The organism is Neobacillus sp. SuZ13, from assembly GCF_030123365.1.
In the GTDB taxonomy this organism is placed as follows: Bacteria; Bacillota; Bacilli; order Bacillales; family Cytobacillaceae; genus Neobacillus.
On the sequence record NZ_CP126107.1, the window covers coordinates 4,683,965 to 4,702,170 of the forward strand.

The 18,206-nt window shown below is 38.2% G+C and carries 23 protein-coding genes and 1 other RNA gene; 8 read left to right on the forward strand and 16 right to left on the reverse strand.

Annotation, left to right across the window (positions count from 1 at the left end):
* Positions 1-26 precede the first annotated feature (26 nt).
* Together ytrH and ytrI are read left to right on the forward strand one after the other, a co-directional pair.
* A complete protein-coding gene (gene ytrH / locus QNH17_RS23155) occupies positions 27-368 on the forward strand; it encodes a sporulation membrane protein YtrH (RefSeq protein WP_180230121.1) in 342 nt (113 codons plus the stop codon).
* Complete coding sequence (ytrI, locus tag QNH17_RS23160) at positions 365-865, forward strand: sporulation membrane protein YtrI (RefSeq protein WP_283875390.1); 501 nt, start codon at positions 365-367, stop codon at positions 863-865. Before ytrH ends, ytrI begins: the two co-directional genes overlap by 4 nt.
* Before the next feature lie 219 nt (positions 866-1,084).
* Here the strand turns inward: ytrI and QNH17_RS23165 are convergent, their stop codons facing one another.
* Entirely contained in the window at positions 1,085-2,035 is a 951-nt protein-coding gene (locus QNH17_RS23165) for a DHH family phosphoesterase (protein ID WP_283875391.1), read from the reverse strand.
* Positions 2,036-2,131: 96 nt separating this feature from the next.
* On the opposite strand from QNH17_RS23165, the gene QNH17_RS23170 reads away from it, so the two are divergent.
* Positions 2,132-2,443 (forward strand): YtpI family protein, encoded by a 312-nt coding sequence (locus tag QNH17_RS23170; protein WP_283875393.1) that lies wholly within the window; start codon positions 2,132-2,134, stop codon positions 2,441-2,443.
* 88 nt (positions 2,444-2,531) lie between these two features.
* On the opposite strand, the gene QNH17_RS23175 is transcribed toward QNH17_RS23170, so the two are convergent.
* The 3 genes from QNH17_RS23175 to QNH17_RS23185 all read right to left on the reverse strand — a co-directional run bounded on the left by QNH17_RS23175 (position 2,532) and on the right by QNH17_RS23185 (position 4,981).
* Positions 2,532-3,851 carry a CBS domain-containing protein gene (locus QNH17_RS23175; RefSeq protein WP_283875394.1) on the reverse strand — a complete coding sequence of 440 codons (1,320 nt, stop codon included), beginning with the start codon at positions 3,849-3,851 and terminating at the stop codon, positions 2,532-2,534.
* A 126-nt stretch (positions 3,852-3,977) separates the two neighbouring features.
* Positions 3,978-4,217, reverse strand: coding sequence for a hypothetical protein (locus QNH17_RS23180; protein WP_283875395.1), 240 nt, complete (start codon positions 4,215-4,217; stop codon positions 3,978-3,980).
* 83 nt (positions 4,218-4,300) lie between these two features.
* Complete coding sequence (locus tag QNH17_RS23185) at positions 4,301-4,981, reverse strand: metal-dependent hydrolase (RefSeq protein ID WP_283875396.1); 681 nt, start codon at positions 4,979-4,981, stop codon at positions 4,301-4,303.
* A gap of 187 nt (positions 4,982-5,168) precedes the next feature.
* Between QNH17_RS23185 and QNH17_RS23190 the strand changes: the two genes are divergently transcribed.
* Together QNH17_RS23190 and ssrS are read left to right on the forward strand one after the other, a co-directional pair.
* A complete protein-coding gene (locus tag QNH17_RS23190) occupies positions 5,169-6,266 on the forward strand; it encodes a M24 family metallopeptidase (protein ID WP_283875397.1) in 1,098 nt (365 codons plus the stop codon).
* A gap of 55 nt (positions 6,267-6,321) precedes the next feature.
* Positions 6,322-6,518, forward strand: a non-coding RNA gene (ssrS, locus tag QNH17_RS23195) — 6S RNA.
* A 174-nt stretch (positions 6,519-6,692) separates the two neighbouring features.
* Here the strand turns inward: ssrS and ald are convergent.
* The 3 genes from ald to QNH17_RS23210 form a co-directional block, all read right to left on the reverse strand.
* Positions 6,693-7,811 (reverse strand): alanine dehydrogenase, encoded by a 1,119-nt coding sequence (ald, locus tag QNH17_RS23200; protein WP_283875398.1) that lies wholly within the window; start codon positions 7,809-7,811, stop codon positions 6,693-6,695.
* 170 nt (positions 7,812-7,981) lie between these two features.
* Positions 7,982-8,356 (reverse strand): hypothetical protein, encoded by a 375-nt coding sequence (locus QNH17_RS23205; RefSeq protein ID WP_283875400.1) that lies wholly within the window; start codon positions 8,354-8,356, stop codon positions 7,982-7,984.
* Between the two features lie 159 nt (positions 8,357-8,515).
* The gene (locus QNH17_RS23210) at positions 8,516-8,677 is read right to left on the reverse strand and encodes a hypothetical protein (protein WP_283875401.1); all 162 of its coding nucleotides are present in this window, start codon (positions 8,675-8,677) and stop codon (positions 8,516-8,518) included.
* 103 nt (positions 8,678-8,780) lie between these two features.
* Between QNH17_RS23210 and QNH17_RS23215 the strand changes: the two genes are divergently transcribed.
* Positions 8,781-9,233 (forward strand): universal stress protein, encoded by a 453-nt coding sequence (locus QNH17_RS23215; protein WP_283875402.1) that lies wholly within the window; start codon positions 8,781-8,783, stop codon positions 9,231-9,233.
* A gap of 178 nt (positions 9,234-9,411) precedes the next feature.
* Positions 9,412-9,726, forward strand: a complete 315-nt coding sequence (locus QNH17_RS23220) for a hypothetical protein (RefSeq protein WP_283875403.1) — start codon at positions 9,412-9,414, stop codon at positions 9,724-9,726.
* Positions 9,727-9,764: 38 nt separating this feature from the next.
* Here QNH17_RS23220 and QNH17_RS23225 read toward each other — a convergent pair whose 3' ends face one another.
* The 9 genes from QNH17_RS23225 to sppA all read right to left on the reverse strand — a co-directional run bounded on the left by QNH17_RS23225 (position 9,765) and on the right by sppA (position 17,216).
* The gene (locus tag QNH17_RS23225; protein ID WP_283875404.1) at positions 9,765-10,277 is read right to left on the reverse strand and encodes a MogA/MoaB family molybdenum cofactor biosynthesis protein; all 513 of its coding nucleotides are present in this window, start codon (positions 10,275-10,277) and stop codon (positions 9,765-9,767) included.
* The gene (locus QNH17_RS23230; protein ID WP_283875405.1) at positions 10,274-11,116 is read right to left on the reverse strand and encodes an EcsC family protein; all 843 of its coding nucleotides are present in this window, start codon (positions 11,114-11,116) and stop codon (positions 10,274-10,276) included. The genes QNH17_RS23225 and QNH17_RS23230 overlap by 4 nt, the downstream gene beginning before the upstream one ends.
* A 116-nt stretch (positions 11,117-11,232) precedes the next feature.
* On the reverse strand, positions 11,233-12,426 hold the full coding sequence (locus QNH17_RS23235; RefSeq protein WP_283875406.1) for an acetate kinase: 1,194 nt from the start codon (positions 12,424-12,426) through the stop codon (positions 11,233-11,235).
* Between the two features lie 233 nt (positions 12,427-12,659).
* Positions 12,660-13,643, reverse strand: coding sequence for a class I SAM-dependent methyltransferase (locus tag QNH17_RS23240; protein WP_283875407.1), 984 nt, complete (start codon positions 13,641-13,643; stop codon positions 12,660-12,662).
* Positions 13,644-13,755: 112 nt separating this feature from the next.
* Positions 13,756-14,256, reverse strand: a complete 501-nt coding sequence (gene tpx / locus QNH17_RS23245) for a thiol peroxidase (RefSeq protein ID WP_283875408.1) — start codon at positions 14,254-14,256, stop codon at positions 13,756-13,758.
* A 182-nt stretch (positions 14,257-14,438) separates the two neighbouring features.
* Complete coding sequence (gene ytfJ / locus QNH17_RS23250; RefSeq protein WP_283875409.1) at positions 14,439-14,933, reverse strand: GerW family sporulation protein; 495 nt, start codon at positions 14,931-14,933, stop codon at positions 14,439-14,441.
* A gap of 17 nt (positions 14,934-14,950) precedes the next feature.
* Positions 14,951-15,649 carry a DUF2953 domain-containing protein gene (locus tag QNH17_RS23255; protein WP_349632550.1) on the reverse strand — a complete coding sequence of 233 codons (699 nt, stop codon included), beginning with the start codon at positions 15,647-15,649 and terminating at the stop codon, positions 14,951-14,953.
* 76 nt (positions 15,650-15,725) lie between these two features.
* A complete protein-coding gene (locus QNH17_RS23260) occupies positions 15,726-16,187 on the reverse strand; it encodes an RDD family protein (RefSeq protein ID WP_283879579.1) in 462 nt (153 codons plus the stop codon).
* A gap of 18 nt (positions 16,188-16,205) precedes the next feature.
* Positions 16,206-17,216 (reverse strand): signal peptide peptidase SppA, encoded by a 1,011-nt coding sequence (sppA, locus tag QNH17_RS23265; protein ID WP_283875411.1) that lies wholly within the window; start codon positions 17,214-17,216, stop codon positions 16,206-16,208.
* Positions 17,217-17,379: 163 nt separating this feature from the next.
* Between sppA and QNH17_RS23270 the strand changes: the two genes are divergently transcribed.
* Positions 17,380-18,183: an NAD kinase gene (locus QNH17_RS23270; protein WP_283875412.1), complete on the forward strand. Its 804-nt coding sequence runs from the start codon at positions 17,380-17,382 to the stop codon at positions 18,181-18,183.
* Positions 18,184-18,206 lie beyond the last annotated feature (23 nt).

Here is an 18,206-nt window from a genome sequence, read left to right on the forward strand (position 1 = left end):
ATTGACTATGCGTAGAGGCGGTTGACATGATGAAAGAGATTGGTTTTTTTCCTGCTTTTATTGAAAGCTACTTTATTGCCTTGGGAGTCGTACTCGGCGGATCACTTATTGGGGGAATTGCTTCATTCCTAACTGGTCAGCCGCCGTTGACAACGGTATATCGCTTATCTTCAGCACTTAGAATCTGGGCCATTGTATCCGCCATTGGTGGAACGTTTGACGCAGTTTATACGTTTGAAAGGGGTTTATTTAACGCAGATACAAAGGATCTTTTTAAACAATTCTTATTAATCCTCTCTGCCCTTGGCGGTGCCCAGACTGGAGCTCTGATTATTAATTGGTTAACCCAGGAGCATATCTCATCATGAGAATCCCGCCATTATATCGAAAACCTGCCTGGCAGCGTTTTTTTGCTGGAATGGCCGTTGGGGGAGCGATTAGCTGGTGTATTTTTTTATATATTTATGGAGTCTGGCAGGAAGAGAATACCGAGTTAATCCGGAAACAAGCACAGGAGATTGTTGACTTAAACGAGGAGAAAAAAATTTGGCAGGATGAATATAAAGAAATCAACAAGCGGAACATTGAACAACTTACGGTACAGAAAATCAATATTCGAATTACAAATTGGGAAAAATATAAACTTGATTCCTTAAGTGTATTAGAGACAGAAGACTCAGTGAAGGATGACATTAGTATGATGCTTGCAAAAGATATTGAAACAGTCTATAAAAGTAAAGACCTTCTGAAAAAGATTATTGAAAATAAACCAGTAAAAATAAATGATAAAAGGTATAAACTTAAGGTTAAAGAAATGGCTTTTTATACGAACCTTTCCATTCAACTAGAGATTCAATTTGAATAAAAAAGCGCAAGCGCCCTGGTCAGCGGCGTATGGCCTGGAGCGCTCCAACCGAGATAAAGGAACCACGAAGAGCCGGAGGTGATTCGATGTTGACTTATCGCAGGGCGGAGAGCGAAGGACACTAGCCGCTAGGGCCGCTTGCGCTAGACAGTAATCTAAGTTCAAAAACTTATACTTTCTAAGTATATAAAAAAATCGGCCGGATGAGGGCCGATTTTTTTATTTGCTTAAAGAATAGTTTTCACAAACCTCACCAAGTGCTTTCAATACATCATCCACTTCGCTCCAAGAATAGATGGAGGCTCCGGACGCTAGTGGATGTCCTCCTCCTTTAAACTTTCTTGCAACTACATTTATCACCGGGCCCTTGGAACGCAGACGAACTCTTATTTGCTCGTCTTCTTCAATAAAGAATACCCATGCCTTAATCCCTTTTACATTCCCTAATATTCCGACAAGCAGTGATGCTTCTGCTGGTTTTGCATTGTATTCTTTGAGAAGTTCTTTTGTTAATTTAACTGACGCAACACCATTTTTCTGAAGTTCAAAATTTTGAAGTATATATCCGTTTAATTTAACGATATTGAGATCTAATTCATACATCTTGTCAAATAACTCGGTACGAGAAAAATTATAATGGATCAATTCTCCCGCATAGCCTAGCGTTTTTTCTGTTGTACTTGGAAATAGAAATCTGCCCGTATCGCCGACTATTCCAGCGTATAAAAGTCTCGCCGCTGAGTCGTTCATTTTTAGCCCTTTGGCTTGTCCCTTCAAATAAAATTCATAAATCATTTCGCTGCATGAGCTTGCACTTGTATCCACCCATAGTAAATCACCATATGGGTCTTCATTCGGGTGGTGATCAATTTTTATTAATTTATCACCAAGAGTGTAGCGTTTGTCACAAATTCTTTCCGCATTTGCAGTATCACAAACGATTACTAATGCACCCTTGTAAACTTCATCTTCAATCACATCCAGCCTGCGCATGTAATGAAGAGTTGGTTCTTCTAGACCAACAGCATAAATCTTTTTATCCGGAAAGGATTCTTGTAAAATGGCTGCTAAGCCGCCTTGTGAACCATATGCATCCGGATCTGGACGGACGTGACGATGAATTATAATGGTTTCATATTTTTCAATCTCTGCTAATATTTGCTCAATCATGGGCGCTTCTCCTTTACCAACTCATAAACCATGGTGGTATTTTTTTGTTTTTACAGGTACAATAATAGAAGATTTTCTATGCTTGGAGGAAATAATATGTTTGTACTTGTTATATTAATTGCTATATTCTTTGCTTTCTACCTATTTTATAAAACAAAATACATCAGAAGCAACCGTTTAGTAGAAAAGAAATGGCTTGCGGCTAAATCAAATATTGCATTAGGGCTTTTTGTCTTTTTATTCGGAGTCAATCACCTGCTATTTATTTCCGAAACAACGGTTATGTATATTGTTGCCGCAGTATTTATAGTTTATGGAGCAATATTCAGCTGGATTGGTTTCAAGAAATACAAACATTACCTTCCTTTCGCAATCGAGGAAGCAAAAAATTTTGAACTACAAAAATAAAAAATGTGAAGCCGCTTCTCTATGAAGCGGCTTTGTTTTATACCGATAACTGTCTAACTCCAGCGCCTAGGCGCTTCGGCTTTTCTTTCTAACTTCTATCCAGCAGTTGACACATCATCATCGCTTTCCCGACTAATACGCCTTCATTGAAAACCTCAACATCCACTTTTCCAAATTTGCGCCCTACTTCAAGTACTTTTGGATAAATTTCTAATGTACTTTCCATCTGAACTGGTTTAATAAAATAAATGGTCATATTTTCAACGACAAGGTCACCTTTTTTATAGGATCGTAAGACTCGGTTCGCAGCATCTGAGACAATGGTAGTAAAAACACCGTACGAAATGGTTCCCAGCTGGTTTGTCATTTGCGGTGTTACTTCACAAGAGTAAACCTCTTCTCCTTTTGCTCTCCCTTGCATTAATACCATTTGATTGGTAACGATATCATCAATGGTTTCCCCAACCTGTGGCTGTCGTTGGTTCATTTGTAAGGCCTTTAATACATCCTGCCTGCTGATGATTCCTTCTAGTCGATTAGCGTCATCTGTAACAGGGAGAACTTCAATCCCTTCCCAGACCATGGTATGGGCCGTTGAGGCCACACTTGTTTTCCCATTAACAGACATTGGGTGTTTGGTCATAATCTTATCGATAGAAGTATCCATACCTTGACCTAAAATATCCTTACTTGTAACCATCCCTTGTATTTTCATGTTTTGATCGACAACAGGATAGCGGCTGTGGGCAGTTTGTTGGTTAAATTCGTGCCATTTGGATACCTTATCCGTCGTTTTTAGATAAAAAGTATCGGCAAGTGGTGTTAAGATATCTTCAACTAAGATTATTTCTTTTTTTATCAATTGGTCATAAATCGCCCGGTTAATCATTGTCGCAACAGTAAAAGTATCATAGCTTGTTGATATTACCGGTATTTCGAGTTTATCAGCCAGTTTCTTGATATGTTCTTCCGCATCGAATCCACCGGTAATGAGTACAGCGGCACCTTCTTTTAAGGCTAGTTCATGTGCCTGTGTCCGGTTACCAACAATTAAAAGGTTGCCTGCTTCGGTGTAGCGCATCATGGCTTCTAATTTCATCGCACCAATCACAAACTTACTTAATGTTTTATGCAGCCCTGTTCTTCCGCCTAACACCTGTCCATCAACAATGTTTACCACTTCTGCAAAAGTCAGCTTTTCAATGTTTTCTTTTTTCTTCCGTTCGATTCTAATTGTTCCAACACGTTCAATGGTACTAACATATCCTTTATTCTCTGCTTCCTTAATCGCTCGGTAGGCTGTACCTTCACTTACAGTCATCGCCTTAGCAATTTGCCTGACAGATATTTTTTCCCCAATTGGGAGTCCATCTATATATTGTAAAATTTGTTCATGCTTTGTGGCCAAGACCTTCACCCTTTTTATAGTTAACTTCCAATCATTCAGTTACGAATAATCTGGATTACATATAAATTTTATTATAGAGTGTTAAAAGCCTTGATTCAATGCGGATTCTCACATTGACCCTAATTCTCAATGAAAGGACCTGGATTTCTTCTTTACTCGTCGATCTAATTGAGGTTTCTGTCCTTGCCTTTTTGGACTATAAAGCAGACCTGTTAGATTTCCGGCAATGACCATTAACGCAAATGCGAGCCAAGCTAATGAAAATATCCCTTCGGCACCATCGGCATGAATCGATAAGCGCGGTGCTCCGTAATAAAGTAAGAAGCCACATAGTAACAAGCAAAGTAAATATCTGTTCTTTTTCATCTTAATTTCCTCCCCTAAAAAGACTGCTTGTTCCATATTTATGCATAGGGAAGGGAAAAAAGTATGTAAATCACCTAGAACATTTAAATTTCGATCGCTTCGCCTGGCTGAAGTAGTTTACCATTTTTATCTTCAAGCAGTTCGATAAACTTAAAAGGATCCTGTTTAATTGGCGGGAAGGTATTGAAGTGAATTGGTACAACTGTTTTAGCTTTTAACAGTTTAGCTGCATATGCTGCATCCTCAGGACCCATGGTAAAATTATCACCTATCGGCAGGAAGGCAACATTGATAGGATGACGTTCACCAATCAGCTTCATATCTGAAAATAATGCCGTATCTCCAGCATGATAAATGGTCTTTCCTTCATTCATAAATAAAATCCCAGCAGGCATCCCACAATAGATAATTTCATTATTTTCTGTTGTATAGCTTGAACCATGAAAGGCTTGTGTTAATTTAACTTTGCCAAACTCAAATTGATGAGCTCCGCCAATATGCATCCCATGGGTATTCACTCCCTGCCAGCTTAAGTAAGTTGAAAGCTCATGGTTTGCTACAACGAGGGCATTATTTTTCTTTGCTAACTCGACCGTATCCCCAACATGGTCGTTGTGTCCATGCGATAAAATAATGACATCAGGTCTTGTTTCAGCCACTTTCAAGTCTGTTAATTGGTTACCATTAATAAATGGATCAATTAAGATTTTCTTTCCATTTGTTTGGATTTGTACTACTGAATGTCCGTGATAAGATAATTTCATCACAATCGCTCCTCTCGTTTTCCTCTATTACTTATTTCAATACAATAACTGGAATCCCTTCCATAATCTCTAGTATATTCCTGAAAAATCGAATTTAAGCAAGAGGAATTAAATGCATCGAAAGTTTACTTTTCATGTTTTAATTGATAATCTCAAATAGGATATGAATTACATAGGGGGAGTTAACATGAATCAACGATTAACGAAACTTCAATCATGGATGAAGGATAACGATATAGAAGTTAGTTTTCTAACCTCTTCTGAGAATGTATTTTATTTAAGCGGATATTACACCAATCCACATGAGCGGCTGCTCGCACTAGCAGTCTTTCAGACGGAAGAGCCTTTCCTTGTCTGCCCTGCAATGGAAGTGCCTGATGCCAAACGGTCAGGCTGGGACCATGAAATTCTTGGTTACAGTGATATCGAAAACCCCTGGGAAATGATTTTAAATTCTATTAATAAAAGAATAAAGGGCGTATCGAAAGCAGCGATTGAAAAAGAACATATGAATGTAGAACGCTATGAAAATCTCTCTAAATTGTTCCCACAAGCATCTTTTGTTTCTGCTGAAGAAAAATTACGGATGCTTCGAATGATTAAAGACGCCAAGGAATTAAAAATTATTGAAGAGGCTTGTGCCCTTGCCGATTTCGCCGTTGAATTCGGGGCTAGTGAAATTAAGGAAGGTAAAACAGAGTTAGAAATTCTAAATGCCCTAGAGTACGCCTTAAAACAAAAGGGTGTTACCAAAATGTCGTTTTCGACAATGGTTCTTACCGGAGCCAATGCCGCTTCTCCACATGGAAACCCAGGAGAAACAAAAATTCAAAAAGGGGATCTTGTCTTATTTGATTTGGGTGTGGTTGTTGACAGGTATTGTTCTGATATCACTAGGACTGTGGCTTACGGAGATATTAATGACAAGCAAAAGGAAATCTATGACACCGTATTAAAAGCACAGCTTGCTGCTATTGAAGCAAGTAAACCAGGCGTAACAGCGGCAGAAGTAGATTTGACTGCCCGTCGAATTATTGCAGACGCAGGCTATGGAGACTATTTTCCACATAGACTCGGTCACGGCCTCGGAATAAGCGTCCACGAGTACCCGTCACTAACAGAAACAAACCAGCTCATTATTGAAGAAGGTATGGTCTACACGATTGAGCCAGGGATCTATGTACCAAATGTGGCCGGTGTTCGGATTGAAGATGATGTATATATTACTTCAGACGGGGCAAAAGTTCTTACAAAATTCCCGAAAGAATTACAGATCATAAAATAATGTAATTTGTAATTTTTTACATTGAAATTCAGGAAGAAATGATATATTATACTTATACAAGCTGCGTTGTTCGTACTCATAATAAAGTTTTAACCTTTAAGCTGTAAAAGGGAGTTTAACCATTGGAACTGGAATGACAAGCCTCTGTCTATAAGACTTGGAGGACATGCAGGAAGGGTTTCTGAGAACACCCACTTTGAGGAGTGGTGGTTTAAAACTTTCTTATATTAATACGGCAAATGCGGCTACATAGTATGTATTTCAAACCAGTTCCTTTTAGGAGCTGGTTTTTATTTTTTATGACTCTGATAAACTGGCCTGTTGATTTCCGCTCCAATCAACAGGGTGCAAAATAAACAATAAGCTTTAACATAGCCATTCTTATAAAAAAGAAGAGGAACACCCTGTCCCTCCTCCGTAATATTATTATTTTTCAAGCAATGTTTTTGTATCTAAGAATTCTAGCCCATGTGCTTCTGCGACGGCTTGATAGGTTACGTAGCCGCCTAGTGTGTTGATTCCTTTTAACAATGCTTCATTGCTGAGACAAGCTTGTTTATAGCCTTTATTGGCAATTTGTACGGCATATGGGACCGTTACATTTGTTAAGGCGATGGTAGAGGTTCTTGGGACCGCACCCGGCATGTTTGCAACTGCATAGTGGACTACATCATGTTTCACATAGGTCGGATTGTCGTGCGTGGTTATCTGGTCAGTGGTTTCAAAAATCCCCCCTTGATCAATTGCAATATCTACAACAACACTGCCTGGTTTCATCGTTTGAATCATTTCTTCCGTTACGAGTTTCGGGGCTTTTGCTCCTGGAATTAGAACGGCTCCAATCACCAAGTCCGAATCCTTCACTGCTTCTGCGATATTATAAGGATTGGACATAAGAGTCGTCACATCTGACCCAAAAATATCATCTAATTGACGGAGACGATCTGGATTTAAATCAATAATGGTCACTTTGGCTCCCAAACCAATCGCCATTTTAGCGGCATTCGTTCCAGCCACACCTCCACCGATAATAGTAACCGTTCCTCTTTGAACCCCTGGGACACCAGATAGTAGAATTCCCATTCCCCCATGGACTTTCTCAAGAAATTGGGCTCCAATTTGCGGTGCCATTCTTCCAGCAACTTCACTCATCGGCGTTAACAACGGTAAACTTCTATTTGGCAACTGAACTGTCTCATAAGCGATGCCTATTACTTTATGATCAATTAATGCTTTTGTTAATTCTGGTTCAGGTGCAAGATGTAAATATGTAAATAAAATTAATCCTTCACGAAAGTATTTATATTCGCTTGGAAGCGGTTCTTTCACCTTCATCACCATTTCCATGGACCATGCTTCTTCTGCTGAATCTACTAATTTCGCACCTGCTGATTTATAATCCTCATTTAAAAAACCAGATCCAAGCCCAGCTCCATTTTCAATAAAAACCTCATGACCAAAATTAACCAAGTTTACTACTCCAGCTGGTGTCATAGCTACACGGTTTTCATTATTTTTGATTTCTTTAGGTACACCGATTCGCATGTGTTTACCTCCAAGTATATTTATAATTAGCAGAATTAACCAAGGCGCAATTTTATTATAACCTTTTTCATAAGTTAGATGTAACCTCGTTGCCCCTTACTATTAATATTTGATTTCGACAAAAAAATAAAGTAAAAGCCTTGCCGATATGGCAAAGCCTTTGTTTTTCATTAATACCAAGGATAGTATGGGTATGGGTAAGGATAATATGGGTATGGTGGGTAGTAAGGATACCCGTATCCGTAACCTGGAGTTAATAAGGCACCTGCTGCTAATCCCGTTAAGAATGGGATCCCAAAACCGAAGCCAAATGGGCGGCCAAAGCCAAAGCCGAATGGGCGGCCAAAGCCAAAACCAAATGGGCGGCCAAAACCACCAAATCCAAATCCAGGGCGGCCAAAACCGCCAAAACCAAAGCCCGGACGGCCGAAACCGCCAAAGTGGCCAAATCCTCCGTGGAATCCATGTATCCTCTCATCTGCCGGATCCACCATATTATAGTTCACATCTACGTTATTAGGCGCTACATACATTTCTGTACTCATGTTTCTCCTCCTCATTTTTATTAATAGACACACTAAAGAATATGCATAAGTAAATGCACATTCTTGGGTATTGGCCCTTATTTACAAAAAATCCATGATATTTGTCCACAAAAAAAGACTATCCCATATAAGGACAGTCCCTCCATACCATCAACAATATTAGCTCTCGGATCCAGCAAAATCGGCATTATCAGCAATTGCTGTGCCTTCGCCAATAAATCCACTATTATATGAATCCAATATTTGTTGGCTTACTTCATTGGCCCCATGCTCATTAAATTCAAATACAAACTTTTTGTTTTGTTCATTTTTTCCCATCATTCAAATCTCCTTTCCATTGAAGGTTACCTCTATATTGTTCGAAAAGTTGCAACAGTTATCCCTTGTTAAATAATGTATAATTTAAGTAAGGAGATGATTAATCATGGGACTTAAATATAGAAATATTTTAGTCGCTATTGATGGTTCAAAAGAAGCTGATTGGGCTTTTAAAAAAGGGATTGAAATCGCCAAGAGAAATGATGCCACCCTATTATTAGTCCACGTTATTGACACTAGAACATTTGCATTAATTGAGGCTTATGATACTGTAATTGGAGATCGAGCAGAAAAGCTGGCAAAAGATATGCTTGAAAATTACCGAAAGCAAGCCGAAGATGCAGGCATAACTAAAGTGCAATATGAAATTGATTATGGTTCTCCAAAAATTCGTATCCCAAGAGATTTAGCTAAAAAACACGGAGTAGATTTGATTATCTGCGGTGCAACTGGATTAAATGTTGTCGAGAGGTTTTTTATCGGAAGCGTTTCTGAACATATTACTCGTTATGCACATTGTGACGTTCTCATTGTTCGTACAGAAAAAGATATAGCCTAAGATAGAATCAAAAGCACGCAGCGGATTGAAGCTTCGTGCTTTCTTTACAGATAGGCTGTGAAAGGAAATCAACAGACAAGTTTAACACAGCCCATAAATATTAAACAAAGATTTCTAGTGAATGGGTGGTAATTGTATAGTAAAATAAAATGTAGTCAGTCAGATTGGAGGCAATCATATGGAAGAATATTTTTCTTTTGATCATCGTCTTGGTATTCCAGTGCCCGAATTAACTTTGGAATGGGACCAATACAACGAGGAAACACAACAAAAGATTCTCTTTTACTGGGAACAAGTCCGCGGTTCGATTCCTGACCGGATTAGTGAAATTGAAACCGAAATTAATTTGAAACAAACACTTCTCTCCAATGAAAGTAATTTTCCTCGTTCTTGTCAACTGAACACGGAAATTGCGGAACTCGCTTCCATTATTAATGATTTATGGCTATGGTACCGAGCAAACGAAGTTCTTTCAACAAAAGTCCACCAATAGAAAACTCCCTTTCCATTGAAAAAGGGAGTTTTCTCTATTTAGAGGTCTTTTTGTATTTCTCTTACTACATGCCCTATTTCAGGCAGAATTAATTTATTCATTGCGAGCTTCACGGCGCCTGTTGAGCCTGGGGTAGAGAATACTGCTTTATTTTTCACCACACCAGCTATGGCCCTTGAAAGAATGGCTGCAGAACCAATATCTTCTTGAAAACTCAACATCCGGAATATTTCACCAAAACCGACAATCTCTTTATCAAGTAATTTTTCTACCGTTTCAATCGTTACGTCCCGCTTGGCAATACCCGTTCCGCCATTTGTTAAAATGACATCAATATCTTCTCTTGCACATCCTTTTACGATTTCATCTTGGATGGGCGCTGCTTCATCTTTTACAATGACGTAATCAACAATCTTGTGTCCTGCATGTTCGAGTAGGTCGATCATTAACTTTCCACTTTTATCTGTTTCCCTAGTTCTTGTATCACTAACTGTTATAACTTTGCAATTAACTATTCTAGGTGCAGCCTTTTTATGTTCTTGAGTACTCATCCCATTAACTCCTCTTTTTCTCGTAGGTAACGTAGTTGATAATATTTATGAGCCACATCCGTTACTTTTCTAGTTAACTGATAATTAGCACCAGCCCCAATGGCCATGCTGACTAGCGGAATTCCTTGAATCGTTTTTTTTCTGAACAGCGCAATGACCAGCGCTTTCATAAGTTGTTGAACCGGTTGTTCAAGCCAGGTTATATCAGTTATTTCTTCATTTCCTTCATAAAAATAAAAGTCTTCCTGCTCCTCCAATTCTTCCATCAGGGAGGTCCAGCCTGCTCCTTGCAGTCTTGGGGGTAATGTAGCCGTGTGAAAGACCTTCAGAGAGGTCATCATTTCAAATGGAGTATTAACTTCCACCCCGTAAGTCATCGCTATTAATTGGACAACCCTTAAATTAATCACTGCTATCCCTGGTATATCCGTGCTTAATAGCAATGTACCACCGGTCCCGGCTAATCCCCCTTGCGCAAAGGAATAAAAACGATGACGGGAAATTTGCTGCTCAGCAATATATTGTAATTGTTCAATGCTTAATTTTTTTAGATCTTCAATTTTTTCTAGGTCCTTATGAAAGATTCGCCCCGATGAAAGAATTCTATCCTTTGCATCCATTTGCAGTTGAGAGCCTTGGATCATGCTATGTAAATGAAACAGCCAGCTATCAATCACTGAAAAGAATTGGCTTTGAACCTTATCAGGTAATAATGAAAATGATTGTTGCAGAAATTTTTCATAGGTTAATTGGAAATCATTCGGCTCGAATTCAAATAAATTTCTTTCCCAATCCTGTATTTCATTCAAGACCATTGCTTCACGATCTGTTAATGGCATGTTTGATTCCCCCTCACGGCAAAGGCTTTCTGTTTCCAGTATATCATAAAGAATTACCTGGATAAAAAGGCAAAAGGCAAAAGCTTTCCTAGCTTTTGCCTTTTAAATATTATCGATTAATGAATGTTACCAAGACGTACAACGTCGCGGGCAATCATTACTTCTTCGTTTGTTGGAATGATTAATACTTTAACTGGTGAATGTGGGTAGTTAATAAATGCTTCTTCGCCCCTAACTTTGTTAAGAGCTGGATCCCAATAAACACCCATAAATTCTAGACCTCTTAAAACATTTTCCCTAATTGTGTCACTATTTTCCCCGATTCCTGCTGTGAAAATAATAGCATCGACACCATTCATACGTGAAGCATAAGAACCGATGTATTTATGAATTCGGTTTGCAAAAACTTCCAAGGCAAGCTTCGCACGCTCATTGCCTTTTTTCGCTTCAATTTCAATATCACGTAAATCACTTGAGAAACCGGACATGGCCAGCATACCACTCTTTTTATTAAGGACATCAAGTACTTCCTCAGCCGTTTTATTGGTTTTTTCCATAATATATGGGATCAATGCTGGGTCAATATTACCTGAACGAGTACCCATGGTCACCCCGGCAAGTGGTGTAAAGCCCATGGATGTATCAATTGACATACCGCCTTCAATTGCTGCAATACTTGCACCGTTTCCTAAATGACAAGAAATTAGACGTAATTGTTCAACAGGTCGGCCTAGAAGTTCTGCTGCACGTTGTGAAACATATTTATGAGAAGTTCCATGGAAACCATACTTACGAATACCATACTTTTCGTAATACTCCATTGGTAAGCTGTATAGGTAAGAGCTTTCTGGCATCGTTTGGTGGAATGCCGTATCAAATACAGCTACTGCTGGAACATTAGGAAGTACGCTCTTGAAAGCCTTGATTCCTGTTAAATTGGCTGGGTTATGCAATGGAGCAAGTTCAGATAATTCTTCAATTTTATTTAACACTTGGTCAGTAATCAGTACAGAATCGGTAAATGTTTCTCCACCATGAACAACACGGTGTCCAATTCCAACAATCTCATCAAGTGATTTAATAATTTCTAATGTCGTTAATTTATCTAAAAGCATCTTTACAGCGACTTCATGATCAGGAATATCAATTATTTCTTGAATTTTTTCACCATTAACCGTTATATTAAAAATCGAATCATTTAAACCGATTCTTTCAATTAATCCTTTTGTAATGACATCTTCACTTGGCATTTCAAACAATTGAAACTTTAAGGAAGAACTCCCCGCATTTATTGCAATAATTTTTGACATATCGTTACCGCTCCTTTTATATAACAACACTGGTTTGGCATTTTTTTTAAGTAGTACAACATTATTTTGCTCAAACCACTCTTGATTATTTCCATCCTTAATTGAATCATTGTGTATATTATATTTCAAGGCAAAATTCTCATGGCAGCGATTACATTACAAATGAAAGTGTATTCTGATATTTCTTATTTTACAATATTAAAAAAAGGATGAACCTAGAGAATAATCTCGGTTCATCCTTTGTTCTCTTGAAACCATTTATCCATCTTAGATAGTATTTTATCCATCTCGACAGCACTTGAAAGATTAGGTAATTCAACAAGCAATGCCTGCTTCGGCGGGTGAACTCCTTCTCCCTTTTTCTGCAAGATAAGGATACTTTTCGCTGAATTTTTATTTTTAAACATACTTATTGGCAATTGCAGCAATCCTTGAACAATAACATGCTCTTTAAAAAATTCATGTAATTGTGGTGCTTGCTCACTTTCAAATAATCCATTCGGTATAAGGAAGAATAAATAACCGCCTGGCACCGCTTGGCGGACACTTTGTTCGATAAATAAATGATGGGAAAAGGTATGCCCTTCACTTGCCTTGACCATATAATCTGCCGCTCTGACATCATTTGGATAAAAGCCCACCGGCAAATCTGCGATTACTGCATCAACAGGATCAATAAACATCGGCTCCAGACTGTCTTGATTGAAGAGTTGAATAGGATGAGCTTGTAAATTGGCATTAACATAGGCTAACTTAATAAGAAGATCATCAATCTCAACGCCGACTGAGTCAATTTTTCTTTGGAGATGATTTAAAACAGTTGTTAACAAATTGCCCGTCCCCACTGCTGGATCAAGCAAACGAAATGAAGGCTGCTTCATAAATCTCTCTACTAAATAGCCAATAAGTATCCCCACAGAATCAGGGGTCATTTGATGGTTCGGCTGAACATTATCGTTCATCCCTTTTAAAATAGCCAGTTGATAGGCTTTCCGAATTTCATCGTTTGAAAACTTCTCTAAATTAATTTGTCCATATTGTTTCTTCATTCTTTTTTCTGTTAGTTCGCTGACCTCATCTTGCAGGATAGAGCCTTGGAATAAATTCTCTCCCGTCTCAGCGAGAGCCTCTAAATATGTACAGTTTAATTCTTCCTGCAAAAGAAGTGCAGTTTCATTAAATAACGTAAACAATTGTTCCACTGGAGAAACTTTCATTTGATCCCCGCCCTCATTAATTTCCTTATTCATTTTAATGAGTATCGACATATTATACAAGTTTTAAGCATAGAAAAAGGCCCTGCAATGCAGAAGCCTCTAAATCTTTATCTTACTTTGCCGCCTTAGCTGCTTCTAGTGCTGCTTCATAGTTCGGGTGGTTTGTTGCTTCACTTACATATTCAACATATGTAACTGTATCGTTAGAATCAACAACAAATACGGCACGTGCTAGTAGTCTTAATTCTTGGATAGCTACTCCAAATGCTTCACCAAATGAAAGATCACGATGATCAGATAATGTTTGCACATTCTCAATTCCGCTAGCAGCACACCAGCGTTTTTGTGCGAAAGGCAAGTCAACACTTACCGTTAATATTTTCACATTACCTAAGCTGTTTGCTTCTTCATTAAAACGACGTGTTTCAGCATCACAAACACCAGTATCTAAAGAAGGTACAGAAGTAATTAAACGTACTTGACCTTTGGTACTTTCTAAGGTAACTTGTGACAAATCATTTGCCAGTACAGTAAAGTTAGGTGCTTTGTCCCCTACTTTAACTTCATTGCCTAAAAGTGTAATTGGATTCCCTTTAAATGTTACATTTGCCATTTTACATCCTCCTTTGTTTTGTTCAAGTTCTAGCGGATTGTAGAAAACCGCTTCCCTTCAAATATGTACAGTGTAAATATATCTTTTCAAAATCTAATTTGCAATTAATAAGCTTTTGAATTTTCACACATCACATGAAAAAAGTTAACCTTCCTAATCTTCTGGAAGATTAACCTTTTCTGCTATAATTCAAGTTCTTCTTTTGGCTTATGCTCGACTTTCGATCCTTGATTACTATTTTGGTGTTGGCCTTGGTCCTTTTTTGAGAACATTTGCTGAATTTTATCTATCGCCTGTGGAGCAAGCTCTAATATTTTTTCATACAAATGAGTGCTTTCATCCAAATGCAGCATTTTAACGCCATGAGAGTTGACAATTAAAAAGGCAATTGGGGTAATTGAGACACCGCCCCCACTCCCGCCCCCAAATGGATGGGATGGACTTTTACTCTGACCTTGACCTTGACCTTGACCTTGGCCTTGCCCTTGACTTTGAGATCCCTCAAGTTTAAATTCACTACCACCTGCGGCAAATCCAAAACCTACTTTCGATACAGTCAAAATAACACTGCCATCAGGGGTTTCGACAGGATCACCAATAATCGTATTCACATCAATCATTTCTTTAAGGCTTTCCATTGCAGTTGTCATCAAACCTTGAATTGGATGGTCAGACATGGTTGTTTCCTCCTTTTTCAAATGGATTTTGTTTTATCATTTGCAAAATTTGTTTTCTTTTTAAAGTGCGGAAGTCCGCCCCTCCAGAATTTAAATAGTTTTAATCCTGCTAGAATAGCATACCCGATACGAAACTGAATAATACATGTTATTCTTGTCTGAATAACGGCCGCCTGAAAGTGTGGAGTCACCGTTATTTTTGGCATTTCTTTCAGTTTTAAATAATGACTAATAAGACCTATAATGCTCCCTTTAAATGCCCAAATGGCACCCGTTATCGTGCCAGTGTGTGCTGCATCTCCTAAACCAATCAAAGTATTCCACTCAAAGCCTTTCAAAGTAACTTTTCGAAAAAAACTCCTTACAATCCGGTGTAACCCAAACACATGATGCAGTAATTTTTTTGCATTCGAAAAATTACCTTCAACATCTTCAGCTGTGAATTGCTTGGATTCTCCGCTAGTTGCTTCAGCTGAGGAATCACCCATACTAGTTTTACTTTTTACAACAATGCTAGGAGAATTATCATCCACTTTTATTAACGGAACGGTAATTGTATATTTTATTAATCCAAACCAAATCTTAAATTTTACCTTTAAATCATCATTGTCATTATGATGATAATAATTAATTAGTATTGTTAATTTAGTAAAAAGAATGAGAATGAAAAAGAGCAATAGAATCGACAGAACTACAAGCACCCAGAACAATTTCAATCACAACCTTTCAGCGGGTAGTATTTGCTTTTCCATAAAAAAATAAACCTACCAACAAATGTTGATAGGTTTATGCTCACCGTTCCACATGTATGACTGAAGTGTCGGTGAACAGATCATGCAAGCCTTGTTTTTTAGGTAAAAAAGCAATAATTATATATCCAATGATGATCGTTGATGAAATAAATCGACCAATCCATTCACGAAAGAGAATTGTTCCCCATGTCATTTGATTACTTTTTAAATCAACTACTTTCAAACCAAACACCATTTTTCCTAAAGTTTGATTTAGATACTTTGTCATTAACACGAAATAAAAATAGAAGATTAACGCGGATGCGATTGAAGCTGGAGCAAACATGGACGATTCCGATAAAGAAAAATCCTGCATTCGAAAAACTGGTTTAATCAACATCCTAACAATACTTCCCACTACCACCAAATCAAGAAGATAAGCCCAAAAGCGCATCCAGAAGCCCGCATATCGAAAGGAAGGTTCCTCTTTTCTGTCGTTCGAGTATTCTTGATACTCATTCATTTCCATGGATACTCCCCCCTATTCCGCATATAGGTACATAAGTCGCGGAGAATTTGGTCTTGATAGGACCTTCAATAAGCCAGCCATTTCCATATCTATACCCATTAATTTCTTTGCCTGCATTGTAAATAAGGATCCCAGCCCAAGTGAGTCTGAATAACGAACAACTTGTGCACCTTTAAGTTTCTCTTGTTTTTTCATATATTTCACCACATCGTCTAAGTAGCCAAAACCATCAATTAACTGCAATTCCTTGGCTTGGCGGCCATCATAGACACGTCCATCTGCAATTTTTTTTACCTGCGTGATTGGGAGCTTCCTTCCCTCTGAAATAACTTTGACAAATCCTTGATATGAATTATTTATCATCGACTGTAAGATTTGTCGTTCTTCCTCGGTCATTTTTCTTGTTGGGCTCATAATGTCCTTATGCTTTCCACTTTTAATCGTAACAAAGTCAACACCATATTTATCAGCTAGCCCTTTATAATTGATCCCTTCCATAATCACACCGAGACTGCCAGTCATTGTCTCGGGACTGGCATAAATCTTTTTAGCTGCTGTTGAAATATAATATCCTCCCGAGGCGGCCATGGACCCCATTGAGATATAGACTGGCTTTTTAGTCTCTTTTTGAATTTCAGTTAGTTTATCATGAATTTCTGCACTTTCAACCACTCCGCCTCCGGGAGAATTGACTTTAATAATTATTCCTTTTACCGAATCATCGTCTTTAATATAGTTTAACTTTTTCATGAAGTCCTGATGATTGAAGCCAGAACTTTGCAGGATTGAGCCAGTTTCCCCTGTATCCTGGATGACCCCATTTACATCAAGAATCACTATCTTCTTTAATTCATTCCCTTCATTGACCACCTCTTCTGTAAAGGGCTGCTCCGCCGAAGCCATAAAATCAGTGAAATTTGTTTCCCATCCTTTAAAGGCAAAAGAGGATAAAAAATTAATGACCACCGAGAAGAAAAATAACGCTGCTGCAATCCCTAGTGCGGCCCACCGTTTTCCATTCATAAATACGTATGTCCCCCTTTTTTGTTCATCTTAAAATTAAGTCCTATTTCATATTGTCTCAATAAAATGCTAAACTAATTTCAGACTAGCATTATTTCTTAGAGAATATTTTCGTGATGGGGATAATGTTACATAGATCTCATTTACCAGGGAGGTAGATAATATGGAGAATAGACGCAATATTTACTTTTATCACAAACGAGATTCGGACATGCTTTCAAAAGTTGCTCCGCTTATAGATATAGCAAATCGATATGGATTTACAATTGTCACTGATTACCGAAAGGCAAATATCATTGCCAGTGTTGGTGATGATGGAACATTTCTACAAGCAGTTAGAAAAACTGGCTTCCGGGATGATTGCCTTTATACGGGGATTTCAACTGAGGATACCTTGAGTATGTATTGTGATTTCCGAATTAATGATAGATCTAAAATGATTGATGCGATTATCACCAATGAAAATATAAAAGTGCGCCGTTATCCGTTAATTGAAGTAGAAGTTGATGGTCAAGGGACGTTTCCTTGCTTAAACGAATTCAGCATTCGCTCTTCAATCATCAAGACACTGGTAGTAGATGTCTACATTGACCAGCTTCACTTAGAAACCTTCCGTGGTGATGGACTTATTGTCGCAACACCAACTGGTAGTACTGGCTATAATAAATCGGTGAATGGTTCGATAGTTGATCCACTTCTTCCATGCATGCAGGTGAGTGAAGTAGCCTCTGTTAATACCAATAATTATCGAACACTTGGTTCGTCCTTTATTGTTGGCAGTGAAAGAACACTTACGCTTAAAGTAATATCTGAAGGCAATGACCATCCAACAATGGGCATGGATAATGAGGCATTAAGCATCCGTCACGTGGAGAAAATCAGCATAAAAATAAGCGATAAAAAGTTAAAAACACTTAAACTAAAAGATAATTCTTTCTGGGAAAAAGTAAAGCGGTCTTTCCTTTAAAAAGAGACAGTTACTCACAAAAA